The 16267-nt window shown below is 63.1% G+C and carries 16 protein-coding genes and 1 other annotated feature; of the genes, 11 read left to right on the forward strand and 5 right to left on the reverse strand.

Translation table 11 applies throughout. The features are described from left to right. Nucleotides 1–11: 11 nt before the first annotated feature. Entirely contained in the window at nt 12–593 is a 582-nt protein-coding gene (locus tag JVX98_RS09730) for a GNAT family N-acetyltransferase (protein WP_205238450.1), read from the reverse strand. Between the two features lie 49 nt (nt 594–642). Then, nucleotides 643–1119, reverse strand: a complete 477-nt coding sequence (locus JVX98_RS09735) for a DUF4180 domain-containing protein (protein WP_246764990.1) — start codon at nt 1117–1119, stop codon at nt 643–645. Nucleotides 1120–1406: 287 nt separating this feature from the next. Here JVX98_RS09735 and napE point away from each other — a divergent pair, with 287 nt between their 5' ends. The 8 genes from napE (at nt 1407) to JVX98_RS09775 (ending at nt 8511) form a co-directional block, all read left to right on the forward strand. Next, on the forward strand, nt 1407–1595 hold the full coding sequence (napE, locus tag JVX98_RS09740; protein WP_192446583.1) for a periplasmic nitrate reductase, NapE protein: 189 nt from the start codon (nt 1407–1409) through the stop codon (nt 1593–1595). Nucleotides 1596–1604: 9 nt separating this feature from the next. Next, entirely contained in the window at nt 1605–2105 is a 501-nt protein-coding gene (gene napF / locus JVX98_RS09745; RefSeq protein ID WP_205238451.1) for a ferredoxin-type protein NapF, read from the forward strand. Continuing rightward, nucleotides 2098–2382, forward strand: a complete 285-nt coding sequence (locus tag JVX98_RS09750; protein WP_192446581.1) for a chaperone NapD — start codon at nt 2098–2100, stop codon at nt 2380–2382. Before napF ends, JVX98_RS09750 begins: the two co-directional genes overlap by 8 nt. Continuing rightward, nucleotides 2379–4886, forward strand: coding sequence for a periplasmic nitrate reductase subunit alpha (napA, locus tag JVX98_RS09755; RefSeq protein WP_205238452.1), 2508 nt, complete (start codon nt 2379–2381; stop codon nt 4884–4886). The genes JVX98_RS09750 and napA overlap by 4 nt, the downstream gene beginning before the upstream one ends. Nucleotides 4887–4990: 104 nt before the next feature. Then, complete coding sequence (locus JVX98_RS09760; RefSeq protein ID WP_192446579.1) at nt 4991–5446, forward strand: nitrate reductase cytochrome c-type subunit; 456 nt, start codon at nt 4991–4993, stop codon at nt 5444–5446. Nucleotides 5447–5450: 4 nt separating this feature from the next. Next, nucleotides 5451–6149: a NapC/NirT family cytochrome c gene (locus tag JVX98_RS09765; RefSeq protein ID WP_043620248.1), complete on the forward strand. Its 699-nt coding sequence runs from the start codon at nt 5451–5453 to the stop codon at nt 6147–6149. A 598-nt stretch (nt 6150–6747) separates the two neighbouring features. Further along, nucleotides 6748–7170 (forward strand): YciI family protein, encoded by a 423-nt coding sequence (locus JVX98_RS09770; RefSeq protein ID WP_192446578.1) that lies wholly within the window; start codon nt 6748–6750, stop codon nt 7168–7170. A 492-nt stretch (nt 7171–7662) separates the two neighbouring features. Beyond that, nucleotides 7663–8511 carry a hypothetical protein gene (locus tag JVX98_RS09775; RefSeq protein WP_205238453.1) on the forward strand — a complete coding sequence of 283 codons (849 nt, stop codon included), beginning with the start codon at nt 7663–7665 and terminating at the stop codon, nt 8509–8511. A 69-nt stretch (nt 8512–8580) separates the two neighbouring features. On the opposite strand, the gene JVX98_RS09780 is transcribed toward JVX98_RS09775, so the two are convergent. After that, complete coding sequence (locus JVX98_RS09780) at nt 8581–10518, reverse strand: translation factor GTPase family protein (RefSeq protein ID WP_205238454.1); 1938 nt, start codon at nt 10516–10518, stop codon at nt 8581–8583. Nucleotides 10519–10839: 321 nt separating this feature from the next. Between JVX98_RS09780 and JVX98_RS09785 the strand changes: the two genes are divergently transcribed. Next, entirely contained in the window at nt 10840–12279 is a 1440-nt protein-coding gene (locus JVX98_RS09785) for a DUF1254 domain-containing protein (protein ID WP_205238455.1), read from the forward strand. 59 nt (nt 12280–12338) lie between these two features. Here the strand turns inward: JVX98_RS09785 and JVX98_RS09790 are convergent, their stop codons facing one another. After that, the gene (locus JVX98_RS09790; protein ID WP_205238456.1) at nt 12339–12683 is read right to left on the reverse strand and encodes an antibiotic biosynthesis monooxygenase; all 345 of its coding nucleotides are present in this window, start codon (nt 12681–12683) and stop codon (nt 12339–12341) included. A gap of 125 nt (nt 12684–12808) precedes the next feature. Here JVX98_RS09790 and JVX98_RS09795 point away from each other — a divergent pair, with 125 nt between their 5' ends. Both JVX98_RS09795 and JVX98_RS09800 read left to right on the forward strand, forming a co-directional pair. Continuing rightward, nucleotides 12809–13696, forward strand: a complete 888-nt coding sequence (locus tag JVX98_RS09795) for a LysR family transcriptional regulator (RefSeq protein WP_205238457.1) — start codon at nt 12809–12811, stop codon at nt 13694–13696. 109 nt (nt 13697–13805) lie between these two features. Continuing rightward, complete coding sequence (locus tag JVX98_RS09800; RefSeq protein ID WP_205238458.1) at nt 13806–14573, forward strand: adenylate/guanylate cyclase domain-containing protein; 768 nt, start codon at nt 13806–13808, stop codon at nt 14571–14573. A 33-nt stretch (nt 14574–14606) separates the two neighbouring features. Here the strand turns inward: JVX98_RS09800 and JVX98_RS09805 are convergent, their stop codons facing one another. Continuing rightward, nucleotides 14607–16091, reverse strand: a complete 1485-nt coding sequence (locus JVX98_RS09805) for a SulP family inorganic anion transporter (protein ID WP_205238459.1) — start codon at nt 16089–16091, stop codon at nt 14607–14609. A 71-nt stretch (nt 16092–16162) separates the two neighbouring features. Beyond that, nucleotides 16163–16218, reverse strand: a sequence feature (sul1 is cis-regulatory element that is thought to sense ions involved in sulfur or methionine metabolism; They are found in Alphaproteobacteria). Nucleotides 16219–16267: the final 49 nt, after the last annotated feature.

Consider the following 16267-nt stretch of genomic DNA (forward strand, 5'->3'; position numbering starts at 1 on the left):
AACGGCGCCGCTCAGCGATCGAAACCCGGCAGATTGCGCCATTCGTCCGAGGTGAGGCTGTAGCTCTGGTGCAGGATCTCTTCGCCCCTTGAGCGGGAGGTCTTCCGCATGGCCTGCTGCGGGCGAAAGCCGAGCTTGAGCAGCACCTTGCCGGAGGCGGGATTGTCGGCCGCGTGGCCTGTTTTCAACCTCGCGAGCCCGAGTTGCTCGAAGGCGAAGGCCACCACCTTCTTTGCCGCCTCGAAGGCGTAGCCCTGGTCCCAGCTCGGCTTTTCCAGCCAATAGCCGAGTTCGCCTTGCTCACCGTCGATCCCGTCAAGATCGACCAGGCCGATCATGCGGGCATTGCGTTCGACGGCAAATCGAAAGGCCGTGCCGGCGATCCACTCCTGCGGGTGCTCGGCGAACCAGCCGGTCATGTCTTCGAGATCGGGCGGGAACTGCGCCATGCGCAGCATGCGCGTGACATCCCAATCCGACTGGATCTCGAAGGCGCGCTCAGCGTCGGCCGGCGTTGTCGGGCGCAGGAGGAGGCGATCGGTCGCCAGCGTGACCGACGGGCGATTTCCGGTGTACGGTGGGCCTGGCGTCATCGTCGTGGGCCTCCCATCGATCTGGGCTGGTCGCCAGACCTTACCGCGTTCAGGCGGCCGGCAAGCGCTCGAGCCGGGCGCGAAGCGTTTCGAAATCCGGCACGAACCAGATGGATGTCCCCTTGTTCGCCTCGCGCACGAAATCGGTCAGCGCCATGCTGGCTTCGAGCCGGGCGCTGATATCGCCGACAATGGCGAGCCGCATGCGATAGTTGACGAATTTCTGGAACACTTCGCCGGCGACGCGGCTCGAGAGATCGAGAAAATCGGGGCCCAGCCGCTCCACCGGGACCGCCAGCAAGTCGGCCTCATGCGCCCAGCCATCGCCCAGAAAATCATTGGCGTCGCCCGGGGCTGCAAGCAGGGGGCCATTGTCAGCGCAGTGCAGGACGCGCGCGGTTCCGATTTCGATCAGCTGTGTCATGCGCCAAGAAGTAGGCTGCAAAGCCCAGGGTTGCAAGGGCGGGCGTCTCTCGTCCTGCCGCCGGGGCTGGCTGCCTTTGCCGCGGGCAAGATAGCCGTTCAATTTGCAGGATCCGGTGGGCCTTGGTGATCGGGCGAGAAGCGATATTTTCCTAGAAATATATCGGTCTGCATAAAAGCTGATTGCCGTCCGCAAGTTACGCCGAAGCGGCGCTTGAGAATTTCTGGCGAAGCCGGCGCCTGTTTCCTGTCGATTTGACACAGATCAAAGACCCCTTCTGTTTCGCATTTACTCTGAGGTCCGGTGAAAATCTGTCATCGGCCGGTCACGGGATTGATTTTTATTTCCGGTGGCGCATCTTACCTTGGATTGTGTTGGGGGACGCAGGAATGCCGGAAGTCGTTCAGGCACAGCCGGTCGAAAAGCCGCCGCGCTCGCGACGCGCGGAGCTGATCACCTTCTTCGTGCTCGCCTTCGGCATCTGGCCGATCGTCGCCGTCGGCATCGTCGGCGGCTATGGTTTCCTCGTCTGGATGCTGCAAATCATCTTCGGCCCACCGGGCCCGCCCGGGCATTGAGGTCGATCCATGAAGGTCGAACCTCTTTCACGCCGTGAACTTTTTACCGGCCGCGCTGCCGCAAAGCCGGTCCGTGTCCGTCCGCCGGGTGTTTCGGAGCTGAGCCTTGCCTCTTGCACCGGTTGCGGCGCCTGCGTGGAACGATGTCCCACCGCCATAATCCGTCTTTCGGACGGTCTTCCCTTCGTCGACTTTTCGGGTGGCGAATGCACCTTCTGTGGCGCCTGCGCGCAAGCCTGCCCGGAGCCTGTGTTCGAGGCGATGGACGTGCGGCGTTTTCCGCATGTCGCCGCTGTTACTGACAGCTGTCTCGCGCGCCGCTACGTTGCCTGCCAGTCCTGCGGCGAAAGCTGTCCGGAGCAGGCGATCCGTTTTCGCCCGCGCATCGGCGGGCCGTTCCAGCCTGAGATCAACGAGGCGAAATGCACCGGCTGCGGCGCCTGTATCAGCGGCTGCCCGGTGAGTGCGATTGCGGTGAAGGCATTGGAATTGGAGGTGGCTCATGTCTGAGGCCGCAACGGCAAAGGCGGGCACGCCCTATCACATATCGAGCGCCGTGGTCGCCACGATGCCGCAGAGCACCGAAGCGATCCTGGCGACGCTCGCGGGAATGGAAAACGTCGAAATCCATGGCCATGGCGGCGGCAAGATCGTCGTCGTCATCGAAGGCAGAAGCACAGGTGCGCTCGGCGAACGGCTGACGCAGATCTCGCTGCTCGACGGGGTGATCTCGGCCAACATGGTTTTCGAGCATGTGGAAATGGAAGAGGAAGGGCAGGAGCCATGAGCGGAGAACTGACGCGGCGTGACATTCTGAAGGCCCATGCGGCCGGCATCGCCGCCGCCACGGCCGGCATTGCGCTGCCTGCCGCCGCACAGCCGGTGCCGGGCGGCGTCAACGCGCTGGAGATCAAGTGGTCGAAGGCGCCCTGTCGCTTCTGCGGCACGGGCTGCGGCGTCATGGTCGGCGTGAAGGAAGGCCAGGTGGTCGCCACCCACGGCGACATGCAGGCGGAGGTCAACCGCGGCCTCAACTGCATCAAGGGCTACTTCCTCTCCAAGATCATGTACGGCAACGACCGGCTGACGACGCCGCTCCTGAGGAAGCGTGGCGGCGCCTACGCCAAGGACGGCGAGTTCGAGCCCGTCAGCTGGGACGAGGCCTTCAACGTCATGGCCGAGCAGGCAAAGAAGGTGCTGAAGGAGAAGGGGCCGACGGCGCTCGGCATGTTCGGCTCCGGCCAATGGACGATCTTCGAGGGCTATGCGGCGACCAAGCTGATGCGGGCGGGCTTCCGCTCCAACAACCTCGACCCCAACGCCCGCCACTGCATGGCGTCGGCCGCCGTCGCCTTCATGCGCACCTTCGGCATGGACGAGCCGATGGGCTGCTACGACGACTTCGAGAACGCCGATGCCTTCGTGCTCTGGGGCTCGAACATGGCGGAGATGCACCCGATCCTCTGGACCCGCGTCGCCGACCGGCGTCTCGGCCAGCCGCATGTGCGCGTCGCGGTGCTTTCGACCTTCACCCATCGCAGCATGGACCTGGCCGACATACCGATCGTTTTCAAGCCCGGTACCGACCTCGTCATTCTCAACTACATCGCCAACCACATCATCACGACCGGCAAGGTCAACGAGGACTTCGTCAAAAAGCACACGAAGTTTGCGCGCGGAGTCACCGACATCGGCTATGGCCTGCGGCCCGACAATCCGGTCGAGGTCAATGCCGCCAACTCGAAGGACCCCGGCAAGACCGAGCCGATGGATTTCGAGGCGTTCAAGGAATTCGTTTCCGAATACACGCTGAAGAAGACCGCCGAGATGACCGGCGTCGATCCGGAGTTCCTGGAGCAGCTGGCCGAGCTTTATGCCGACCCGAGCCGCAAGGTGATGTCGCTCTGGACCATGGGCTTCAACCAGCATGTGCGTGGTGTGTGGGCCAACCAGATGGTCTACAATCTGCATCTTCTGACCGGAAAGATCTCCGAGCCCGGCAACAGCCCGTTCTCGCTGACCGGCCAGCCGTCCGCCTGCGGCACGGCGCGCGAGGTCGGCACCTTCGCCCATCGCCTGCCGGCCGACATGGTGGTGACCAATCCCGAGCACCGCAAGCATGCCGAAGAAATCTGGCGCATTCCGCACGGCATCATCCCGGAAAAGCCCGGCTATCACGCCGTGCAGCAGGACCGGATGCTGAAGGACGGCAAGCTCAATTTCTACTGGGTGCAGGTCAACAACAACGTCCAGGCAGGCCCGAACACCGCCAACGAGACCTGGCAGGGCTATCGCAACCCGGATAATTTCATCGTCGTTTCCGATGCCTATCCGACGATCACCGCGATGAGCGCCGACCTGATCCTGCCCGCCGCCATGTGGGTGGAGAAGGAAGGGGCTTACGGCAATGCCGAGCGGCGCACCCATGTCTGGCACCAACTGGTGCAGGCGCGCGGCGAGGCGCGCTCGGATCTCTGGCAGATGGTGGAGTTCTCCAAGCGCTTTACCACCGACGAGGTGTGGCCCAAGGAAATCCTCGACGCCAGCCCCGAATATCGCGGCAAGACGCTGTTCGAGGTTCTGTTCAAGAACGGCGAAGTCGATCGCTTCCCGATCACCGACGTCAGCGCCGAATACGACAACAACGAGGCCAAGGACTTCGGCTTCTACATTCAGAAAGGGCTGTTCGAGGAATATGCCACTTTCGGCCGCGGCCATGGCCATGATCTGGCGCCTTACGACACCTATCACGAGGTGCGCGGGCTGCGCTGGCCTGTCGTCAACGGCCAGGAGACGCGCTGGCGCTACCGCGAGGGCTTCGACCCCTATGTGAAGCCGGGCGAGGGCGTGAAGTTCTACGGCAACAAGGACGGCAAGGCGATCATCCTTGCGGTGCCTTACGAGCCGCCTGCCGAATCTCCTGACGACGAATACGATACCTGGCTGGTGACCGGTCGCGTGCTCGAACACTGGCACTCGGGCTCGATGACCATGCGGGTGCCGGAACTCTACAAGGCGTTTCCGGGCGCGCGCGTCTTCATGAACGCGGAGGATGCCCGCAAGCGCGGCATCAACCAGGGCATGGAAGTGCGCATCGTCTCGCGGCGCGGCGAGATTCGCTCGCGCGTCGACATCCGCGGCCGCAACCGCATGCCGCCCGGCGTCGTCTTCGTACCCTGGTTCGACGCCAGCCAGCTGATCAACAAGGTTACCCTCGACGCCACCGATCCCATCTCCAAACAGACGGATTTCAAAAAATGCGCGGTCAAGATTCTTCCCGTCACCCTCTAGGGTGGTCACGGCTGGTCCGGGCCGTGTCGCTTTTTCGTGCGGCAACTCCGGACGCAAAACCGCATCGCGCTCCTGCCGGATTTGACCGGCGCCGGCCCGCCTGGATGGCCCTTGCAGCCGGGCTGATGGTGTTCGTCACGACGGCGGCGGTCGCGCAGGTCGCGGAAAAGCTGGTGCCGCAGCTCGAAGGGCCGACGCCGCAGATGGCGACGGAGGCGGCGGCACCGCTGCCGAAATGGGTGGTCGACGACAAGCGCAAGATGCGCGCCTATCCCGACCAGCCGCCGGTGATTCCGCATTCGATCGAGGGCTATGAGCTTTCGGTCAATGCCAACCGGTGCCTGTCCTGCCACAAGCGCGAGTTCACCCAGGATTCGGGCGCGCCGATGATCAGCGTCACCCACTACATGACGCGCGACGGGCAGATGATCGCCGACGTTTCGCCGCGGCGCTACTTCTGCACCGCCTGCCACGTGCCGCAGGCCGACACCAGCCCGCTGGTGCCGAGCAATTTCAAGGACATGAGCGAACTGGGCTTCAAGCCGGCCGGAAGCGAGTGACGATATGATCGGTTGGATCAGGACAATCATCCTCTGGGCCTGGGGCATCATGAAGACGCCGGCGGGCACGCTGGGCCTCGGCTTCCTCACGCTCGGCGGCTTCGTCGGCGGCGTCATGTTCTGGGGCGCCTTCAACACGGCGCTGGAGCTCACCAACACCGAGAAGTTCTGCACCTCGTGTCACGAGATGCACGACAACGTCTACCAGGAACTGACGCGCACCATCCACTTCTCCAACCGCTCGGGCGTGCGCGCCACCTGTCCGGACTGCCACGTGCCGCACCAGTGGACCGACAAGATCGCCCGCAAGATGCAGGCCTCCAAGGAGGTCTGGGGCAAAATCTTCGGCACGATCAACACCCGGTCGAAGTTCCTCGAAAAGCGGCTGGAACTGGCGCAGCACGAATGGGCGCGCATGAAGGCCAACGACAGCCTGGAATGCCGCAACTGCCATTCCTCCGTCGCCATGGACCTGCAGAAGCAGACGCAGCGCGCGGCCGAGATCCATACCCGCTATCTGCTGTCGGGCAAGGCCACCTGTATCGACTGCCACAAGGGCATCGCCCACGAGCTGCCCAACATGGAAGGCATCGACCCCGGCTGGAAGATGCCGCCGGAACTGGAAGGCAAGAAGATGGCGGGCCAGACCCCGATCGACGATCTGCGGCAGGCGATGGCGGACCTGCATATGCAGGCGCAGTAGGCGAGCGGGGCCGAGGTTTTCGGCAAGACACCACAGCGCTAACAGAGGGCCATGCCGGCGCGGCGTGGCCCTTTTTCGTGACCGGCGCCAACATCGCCCGCTCATTCCTGTGCTTGTCACCAGCCGCGTCGCGTCGGCGGCGCGAGGGACTTTTCCCACCAGGCCGGACGTTCACGTGCCAGGACTGCATTTCCCGCCGTGCCGACGCACGGCTGCTGGATCTCTGTGACGAGCACGGAGATGAGGGTGGGTGCGGCTGGCGTCGTGCCAAGCCGCCAGATGAGGGTGGAAGGGGGTGGGGCTTGAGCCAATGGGACACATTCGGATCGGCGTCGATGGTCTCGTCGAACAGCGCATTTTTCTCTTCGTTTCCCCGCGCCAATCTATTTTCGGAAAATTTCGACACCGCTGTCGGCACCGTGATTTCCCGTTCGTCATTTAGGCAGGGAGGCAATCTGGCTTCCTTCATCGGAGCGGGATAGGAAAAAAATCCGCGCGGGTCTTTCGCCCGTAACCTGCTCTACCTATCTGGGTTTCACCACGCCGGCACCCCTGAGGTCACGAGGACCGGGACCGGTGTGACAGAGGAGAATCGACAATGCGCGTAGTGGTTTTTGTAAAGGCGACCGAGGACAGCGAAGCGGGCAACATGCCCTCGACCGAACTCCTGGAAGCCATGGGCAAGTACAACGAGGAACTGGTCAATGCCGGCATCATGCAGGCGGGCGAGGGGCTGCAGCCTTCGTCGCGGGGCGCCCGCGTCGCCTTTGACGGCGCCGACCGGATGGTCATCGACGGTCCGTTCGCCGAGACCAAGGAACTGGTCGCTGGCTTCTGGATCTGGACGGTCAAGGACATGGCCGAGGCGATCGCCTGGGTGAAGCGTTGCCCGAACCCGATGCCGGGTCCGAGCGAAATCGAAATCCGCCCGGTCTTCGAGATGGAAGATTTCGGCGACCTGGTAACGCCGGAGATCGCCGCCCAGGACGAGCGCCTGCGCGAAAAGATCGCCAACCAGTAAGGGCTCCTTGCTGAACCTTGGGGCGGCCTTGCACCTCTCCTCGGGTTTAACCCGAGGACTAACCCTCTCCCCGCAGGCGGGGAGAGGGGACGCGCCTTGATCGCGGGGTTCGAATGCCGTCGCAACGAGCGTCAAATGGCGTTTGGTTCAGGCAGGCCAACGAGACCAGAGCGAAAATGAGACCGGCGTGGAGATGCATCGCTTGTTGTCGAGGCGAGCGGGCTCCACGCGCGTCCTCCCCGCATGCAGGGAGAAGGTGGCCGACAGATCACCGGGCGGATCAGACAAGTCCCCACTGCAGGGGCGCAGCCGCTGATACCGTGCGGCTCCAAAGTGTTGCGCGGCGGGCGGGACGAACGGCCGGCGCGATGAACGGCTGCCGCAATGTCCGGATCGTGTCGACGTTGGCTGAAGGTCTGATCTGCTTCCCGTAGAGATTGTATTAACCGTGTTCGTTTACCTTATTTTCGGGGTTTGAACCGGAGTGGGGCAATGGTCAGGACGAGCGGTTTCGTCATTTTTCTTCTTTCAAGTGTTTCGATTGCGGCGGCTGCCGATATCGACGGGCCATTGGTGGGGCCGCAGGACGCCTATGAGGTGCCGGTGGAGCAGGCGTCGGGCGGCATCGTCGGCTACGTCGAGACGTCCTATGGCGCGGCCGTGGACTCGCCCGGCGATATCGATGCGGATGCATGGGACCTGCGCGGCGCGGTGAACTTCGACGCCGGCGCCGGCATGAACCTGCAGGTCGATCTCGGCTACACGCGCGCCTCCTTCGAGGATATCGACACCAACAGCTATGACGGCGCGCTGCACGGCTATTACCGCAACGATCTCTTTGCGGCCGGCGTCTTCGTGCAGGGCGCACGGCTCGACCCGGGTATCGGCGTCGACCTCAACGACTACATGGGTGGTGTCGAGGCGGCTTACTTCCTCGATACCTGGACGCTGCACGGCGCGCTCGGCTACGGCCAGGCGAGCGTCGAAGACTTCGAGGACATCGATGCCGACCATTACATGGGTTCGCTCGGCGCCCGCATCTACGCGACCGACAACCTGCGCTTCGACGTCGACGGCTCGCTGCATCGCATCAGCGAAAACGATCTGGATTACGACCTGCGCAGCGTGAAGCTGACGGCCAACTACCGGCTGGACGCTTTCCCGGTCACGCTCTTTGCCGGCTACAAATACACCAACGAAGAGCTTTCGGGGCTGAGCGCCTCGGTTTCCGGCGACACCAGCACCCTCTTCGGTGGCCTGCGCTTCTCCTACGGTTCGACGACGCTCAAGGAAGAAGAGCGCCTCGGCCCGGTCTGGTCCAGCAATCGTCTGGCCTTCTGATCGGCCAGATACAACCATCAGGAAAGAGTAAAGGCACCGCGCGTCTGAAAAGACGCGCGGTGTTCTATGTTATCGCAGGCTTCTCAAATAGTTAGCCCGATCGAACGGGTTCGTGCCCAACCGGGGCCGGGCGGGTTGTGTGCCTGCGATCGGGGCGTAGTGGTCGAACGCGCTTTCAAGCACGCCTGCGCCGCTGGCAAGCCCCGGCAACTGCCGCTGGACGCCCTGGACGTTGGCCGATGCCATCGTCCCCGTGAGCCGGGCGACGCCACCCTCGATCACCGCATCCGTCGTCGATGCGCCTGATTTCGCGAGCAGCGTGTGGATAGCCGTCAGCACGGACGCGGGCGCTTCGAGGCGGAAGCTGTCGATCGGCTCGCAGACGACCGTGCAGGCCGAAGACAGCGCCTCGGCGAGCACCAGCGGCGTCAGCCGGCGAAAATCGACGGCGGTGCTCGCCGGCGATGTCTGCCGCGCCGCCGTCATGGCGACGTGGCAATCGATCACCTGCCAGCCGAAGAGACCCGCCTTCAGCGTCTCGGCAACGGCTTCTTCTACCGCCCGGTAGAAGCTTGCCGGCATCTGGCCGACATCCACCTCCAGGGCAAAACTGTTGCCCGTTGCCGGCGGCCGCGGTTCGATCCTGAGGCCGACGGTTGCGAGAAAGGGGTTCGGCTCGCGGAAGAGGACCTCGATGCCGGTGCCGGTGCCAAGGGGCCGTTCGACGCAGATAACCGTGCTTTCCTCGAACTGCGCATCGAGACCGAAATCGGCCGACAGGGTCGCCTCGATCACCTCCTTCTGCACCTCGCCATAGAGCGAAACGAACATCTCGCTGGCGTCGTCGCTGGTGCGCAGGTTGATGAACGGGTCCTGTTCAGCCAGTTGCTGGAGCGCAAGCCAGAGCGCCGTGTTGTCCGACGGGCGCACCGGCCGCACCAGGGTTTCGAGCGTCGGCGGCGCGAAGTGAAACGCCCCGGCAGCACTGCCGCCGACGCCGACCCAATCGCCGATGCGGGCTTGGGCAAGACCGCCGATCTTGGCGATGCGGCCGGCTGTCACCTGCTCGACTTTCTGCAGGTGGCCCTGGTCGAAGAGCTGGATGCTGGTGACCTTTGCCGCGCCGCCGGGCAGGGCGAGATAGTCGCGCGTGGCGACGGTGCCCGAGGTCAGGTTGAGGAAGGCGAGCTTTTCACCGCCCCAGCCGCGCTCGATCTTGAAGATCCGGCCTTCGACCGGTGCATCCGGGGCGGGTGTTTTCGCAGGCAACAGCGTCTCGATCGCGGCGATCAGGCCCGGCACGCCGACGCCGGTCATGGCGATGCCGCAATAGACCGGGTGCAGAAGGCCGGCAGCAAGCTGCGTCGCCAAGGCCTTCCGCAGCCGCTCGACAGTCAGACGCTCCGGTGCCAGCACATAATCGTCGAGCAAGGCTTCATCATTGGCGGCAAGCGCCTCCGAAAGTGCCGAAAAATGCGGTTCCTGCGCAAAGTCGACCGGCTCGGCTCTCGCCTGCCGGCTGCCGGCCTCGACCGCCGCCGACATGACGACGGGGCGGACCGAGAGTTGGCTGGCGATTTCCTCAATCACTTCGGCGAGACGGGCGCCCAGGCGATCGATCTTGTTGACGAAGAACAGGAAGGGGACGCCGAGACGGCGTAGCGCCCGCACCAGCACGCGGGTCTGCGCCTGTACGCCTTCCACGGCCGAGACGACCACGACGGCGGCATCGAGCGACTGCAGCACCCGCTCGACCTCGGCGATGAAGTCCGGATGCCCGGGGGTGTCGATGAGGTTTACGACCAGATCGCCAAGCTTGAACGACACGACGGAGGCGGCGATGGTGATGCCCCGTTGCCGCTCGAGTTCCAGGCTGTCGGTCTGGGTGTTGCCGCCGTCGACGCTGCCGAGCTTGTCGATCGCGCCGGTGTCAAAAAGCAGTCTCTCCGTAAGGCTAGTCTTTCCTGCATCCACATGGGCGAGGATGCCCAGATTCAATGTGCGCATAGTCCATCAGCTTCTCAAAATTTCGGAAATGGTTCTTTTGAGACGGGACTCGGCGCATTGGGGCCTCCAGACGGACTGACTGCTGATGGCGCAACCCGCGGCATGCGAGGAGCGCGTGTGAAATCTAAGGACGCAACGTCAAGGGCGTCAAGCGCCGCCCGACAACTCTGAGCCGGTGTTGCAGATTTGCTGGATGCGGGCGGGCGCTCAAGCGCGGCGTCTTCACCGGAGCGCGCGATGAATGTTGCGAGCACAATGTCTGGTCGTATTTATTAGTGTGTGCTAAACTCCCGACGCCAAGGGAAAAAGGGGGAGGCGAACATGGATATGACGCGTCGTGCCGTCGTTTTGGGCGGTTCCGGTCTGCTGACATCGGTTTCATTTCTGCACGCAAATGCGCTGGAATCGCCGTTGATCGATCCGGTCGAAGGGGTGGATGAATTCTGGCTGGCGGTGGAGGCCTATATCTACGGCTATCCGCTGGTGACGACGGAGCTGACCCGGCGGATCTTCACCAATGTGGCAAAGCCCGAAGGCAGCCGGGGCCCGATGGGCAACATTATCAAGGTGCGTCAATATCCCGATGCGTCGTTCAAGGATGTGACGGCGCCGAATGCCGATACGCTTTATACGACCGCTTTCGTCGACGTGGGCAAGGAGCCCTGGGTGCTGTCGATCCCCGATATGAAGGATCGCTATTTCCTGTTTCCGATGCTCGACGGCTGGACGACGGTGTTTCAGGTGCCGGGCAAGCGCACGACCGGCGGCGGGGCGCAGGCCTATGCCATTACCGGGCCGGGCTGGCAGGGAAGCCTTCCCGACGGCGTGACCGAATACAAATCCTCAACCGGCATCGTCTGGATCCTCGGCCGCATCTATTGCGACGGCACGCCGGAGGATTATGCGGCGGTGCATGCGCTGCAGGACGAATGCAAGCTCTGCCCGCTCAGTGCCTATGGCAAGGACTGGACGCCGCCGGCCGGCAAGGTCGATCCGGCGATCGACATGAAGACGGCGGTGCGCGAGCAGGTCAACCGCATGGATGCGGTCGAATATTTCACCCTGCTTTGCGAGCTGATGAAGACCAATCCGCCGACGGCGGCCGATGGCGAAGCGGTCGCCAAGTTTGCCGAGATCGGCATCGTACCGGGCCAGGATTTCGACAAGAGCAAGCTCGACGCCGCCTTCGTCTCGCGCATTCCTCCCATGGCGTTCCACCGCACCATGCTGCATTTCAAGTTCAGCGATGGCGACGTGCAGAACATCAACGGTTGGGGCTTTACCACCAAAACAGGCATTTACGGCACGAACTATCTGCAGCGCGCGCTGATTACGGCGATCGGGCTCGGCGCCAATCGTCCGCAGGACGCGATCTACCCGACCTCGCTGAAATCCAAGGACGGGCTCATCGCCCGCGCCTATCACGGGTCGAACAAATACGTCATCACCTTCCCGAAGGGGCAATTGCCGCCGGTGCGCGGCTTCTGGTCGATCACCATGTACGACGACAAGTACTTCTTCGTCGACAATCCGCTGAACCGCTATTCGATCAGCGCCCGCGTGAGCCCCAAGGAGAACCCGGATGGTTCGACGGAGATCTACATCCAGAATGAATCACCCGGCAAGGACAAGGAAAACAACTGGCTGCCGGCGCCGAAGGATAAGTTCATCCTGATGATGCGGCTTTACTGGCCGGACGACAGCCCGCCCTCCATTCTCGACGGATCCTGGGTGATCCCGGCGGTCAAGAAGGCGGGATGACAGAAGCGATCGGTCCTGCGTCTTCGTTTGAAGGCGCAGGGTGTCGCGATCAGGCCGGCTCAGCGCTTCGGCAGCACGAGGTCGCCGACCGTATAGATGTGAAACTCGCTGCGCGAGACTTCGTCCAGCTTGCGGAACTTCTCCGCGAACACCGGATCGGAGAAGAACTCGTCGACATTTCCGGTGCCCTGGATCGCCTCGACATTGACGACGGTTTCGCCGTCCGTGCTCTTCGACAGCGTGCTCCAGAGAAAACCTTCCTTCCGTTCGGCAACGTAATGCACGACGTCCTGGATGACGGCGAAGGCTTCTTCCTGTTTGCCTGGATGGGCGTGAATGACGTTGACGACGAAGGTCGTCGGAGCGGGGGATGCCGAGAATGTGGGGGTAGGGATCGTTGTCATGCTTCTCTCCATTTGAACGTCGCAGCGCATCGGCCGCGACGGCATCTGGATATCGGCAGAGAAATAGCGGATAAACGAGCGCGTATTCTCATCACTTCGGAAAATAATTCCGCAATTGGCGCGCGATGGACAAGCTCGGAACGCTCAGCATTTTCATTCAGGTGGCAGAGGCCGGCAGTTTCGTGGCCGCCGGCCATCGCCTCGGGCTTTCGGGCTCGGCCGTCGGCAAGGCGATCGCGCGGCTCGAAGATGAGATGGGCGTGCGCCTCTTCAACCGGTCGACGAGAAGCATGGCGCTGACCGAGGACGGCAGCTTCTTTCTCGATACCTGCCGGCGCATCCAGTCCGAGTTCGAAACCGCCCAGGCGCAACTGTCGCGCTCTCATGCGACGCCGCGCGGGCAGTTGCGCGTCAGCCTGCCACTCGCCGGCATGCTGCTGATGCCGACCATTTCGGACTTCATGCGCGCCTATCAGCTGATCAATCTCGACCTCGATTTCACCGATCGGCTGGTCGACGTGATCGAGGAGGGTTTTGACGCGGTCATCCGCACCGGCGACGTCAAGGATACGCGCCTGATGAGCCGCAAGCTCGGGACCTTCCGGCACCGGATCGTCGCGTCGCCGGACTATCTCGCAGCCAATGGCCGGCCGGAGGTGCCGGAGGATCTGCTCGGGCATCGTTGCCTGCATCATCGTTATGCCAATTCCGGCCGCCTCGAACCCTGGCCGCTTCATCGTGAAGGGCGAGAGGTGAAGCTCGATCTGCCAGTGACGACGGTTGCAAGCACGCTCGACCCGCTGATCTTTCTTGCGGAGCGCGCCTTCGGTATCACCTGCCTGCCGCCCTTTGCCGTCTCGGCGGAACTGGCGGAAGGCAAGCTGGTCTCGCTGCTCGATGATTACCTTCGCGAAACCGGCACATTCCGCGTGCTCTGGCCGACCAATCGCTATCTCTCGCCAAAGGTGCGCGCCTTCGTCGATTTCATGGCGGCGAACCTCTTTGCCGGGTGACGGTCGGGCGGCGCGGGCGGTCGTTCCCGTGCCAATCCAGTCGTTGCTAAAGTGCGGCAAATGTCCGAAGCTTCGCTGACGCCCTCGGGTCATGCGAGCCAGAGCAACCATGAGAGACGCCTCTTCCATTCAGCCTGCCGCGAGCCATGATGCCCGCATCTGCCGGGGATGCTGGGACCAGATGCATGTGCCGATCCCGATCCGCGGACCCCTGGCGCTGCCGTTCCGCGCCTTCGGCATCACCCGCAGCAAGATGAACCCGAACATCTGCACGATCTGCGAGCGCTCCTTCCGTTACGTGAAGAAGCAGAGTCACGTCGCGGCAAGCGCCACGATCCTCTTTGCCGATATCCGCGGCTTCACCCATCTTTCGGAGCGGATCGAACGGGTCAGGCTCAGCGAGATCGTCAGCCTGTTTCAGGGTCGCTGCGCTGAAGCCATCTGGGCGCATGACGGTATCGTCAACAAAACCATGGGCGACGGGCTTATGGCGATCTTCAATTTTCCGATCCTGCGCAAGGACCATGCGGAAGCCGCTATCCGGGCCGCGCTCGACATACAGCGGCATTGCGCCGATGCCCTCGGCCGCCACGATCTCGTTGGCCTCGGCGACCAGCCGCTCGGGGTCGGTGTCGGCATTCACACCGGCGAGGTCGAGATCGGTGAGTTCTCGACGTTCCGCAGCGATTTCACCGCGATCGGCGGCACGGTCAACCTGGCCGCAAGGCTCGAATCCCAGGCCGAAGCCGGGGAAATTCTGATCTCGTCGGAAACGGCTCTTGAGGCGGCAACGCTGACGGCGGGCGCCGGCACACGGCTGCTCGCTCTGAAGGGCATCGACCAGCCGGTGGAGGCGAGGGTGATTGCGACGCATTGACGGCCCCCAAACATCCATCGCCGCCGTCGTTGGTCAATGCAGCGCGGCGCTTGCGGATTGCCGTTCGTCCTTATCGTGCAATGCAAAGCGGTCGACCATGTCGGCGCTCGCCTCATTGAAGCCGCGCACCTCGACCTCGGTGCCGAGGCGGCGGAACTTGATCACCACCTTGTCGAGCGCGCCGACGGCGGTGATGTCCCAGAGGTGCGCCGCATTGAGATCGATCACGACTTTTGGGTCAGTTTCCGAGAAGTCGAAGGCTTGGATGAAGCTTTCGGCCGAGGCGAAGAAGATCTGTCCTGTTACGCGGTAGATCGTCGTGCCGGCGGTCTCCTCGCTTTTGGTTACGCTGAAGAGCTTGGCGACCTTCCCGGCGAAGAAGATGCCGGAGAGAAGCACGCCTGTGATGACGCCTTTGGCGAGGTCATGTGTTGCGACGACGGTTGCGACCGTTGCCAGCATGACGACGGACGACGGCAGCGGATTGCGCCTGAGATCGAGCATCGAACGCCAGGAGAAGGTGCCGATCGACACCATGATCATGACGGCGACGAGCGCCGCCATCGGAATGATGCGCACGAGATCGTTGAGAACGACGATCAGGAACAAAAGAAACGCTCCGGCAACGAAGGTCGACAACCGGCCGCGACCGCCGGAGGTAACGTTGATGACGGACTGGCCGATCATGGCGCAGCCGCCCATGCCGCCGATCAGGGCGGAAGCGATGTTTCCGGTACCCTGGCCTATGCATTCCTGGCTCTTGTTGCTCGGCGTATCCGTCATGTCGTCGACGATCTGGGCCGTCAGCAGCGATTCCAGCAGGCCGACGGCCGCGAGTGTCACCGAATAGGGCAGAATGATCTGAAGGGTTTCAAAGGTGAACGGCACCTGCGGCAGCATGAAGACGGGCAGCGACGAGGGAAGCTCGCCGAGGTCGCCGACCGTGCGCAGGTCCATGCCCGTCCACCAGGCGATGAGGGTGAGCACGGCGATGGAGACGAGCGGCGAGGGCACCGCCCGGGTGACGTATGGGAAGAGATGGATGATCGCCAGTCCGCCGGCGATCATGACATAGGTCTCGACCGGGACGCCGATCAGCTCCGGCAGCTGTGCCATGAAGATGAGGATCGCTAGCGCATTGACGAAGCCGGTGATGACCGAGCGCGATACGAAGCGCATCACCCGGCCGAGCTTCAGGAAGCCGGCTGCGATCTGGATGATGCCCATCAAGATCGTGGCGGCAAAGAGATACTGGAGCCCGTGTTCCTTGACGAGCGTGACCATCACAACCGCGGTTGCGGCGGTCGCCGCCGAAATCATGCCCGGACGGCCGCCGGTGATGGCGGCGACACAGGCGATGGCAAAGGAGGCGTAGAGACCGACCTTGGGGTCGACCCCGGCGATCACCGAGAAGCCGATTGCTTCCGGAATGAGGGCGAGGGCGACGACGATGCCGGAGAGGATGTCGCCACGGATGTTGGAGAACCACTCCTGACGGTAGTTTGAAAAAGCGCGCATGGGAAAATTTCACAGTTGCATGCAACGGGCCGAGGGGGCTCGGTCCTGTGGGTACAGAAGTTGCGTTGCTGTGTTGTCTGGCGGATCGGCGGCCAGAAGAGCCACCCGGAGTTTCACCGGGTCCTTGTGGATGGCCTTTCGTAGCGGAGAAACCGGTGCCGCGCAACAATCGCTGC

Origin of the sequence: Ensifer sp. PDNC004, from assembly GCF_016919405.1 — a bacterium.
In the GTDB taxonomy this organism is placed as follows: Bacteria; Pseudomonadota; Alphaproteobacteria; order Rhizobiales; family Rhizobiaceae; genus Ensifer.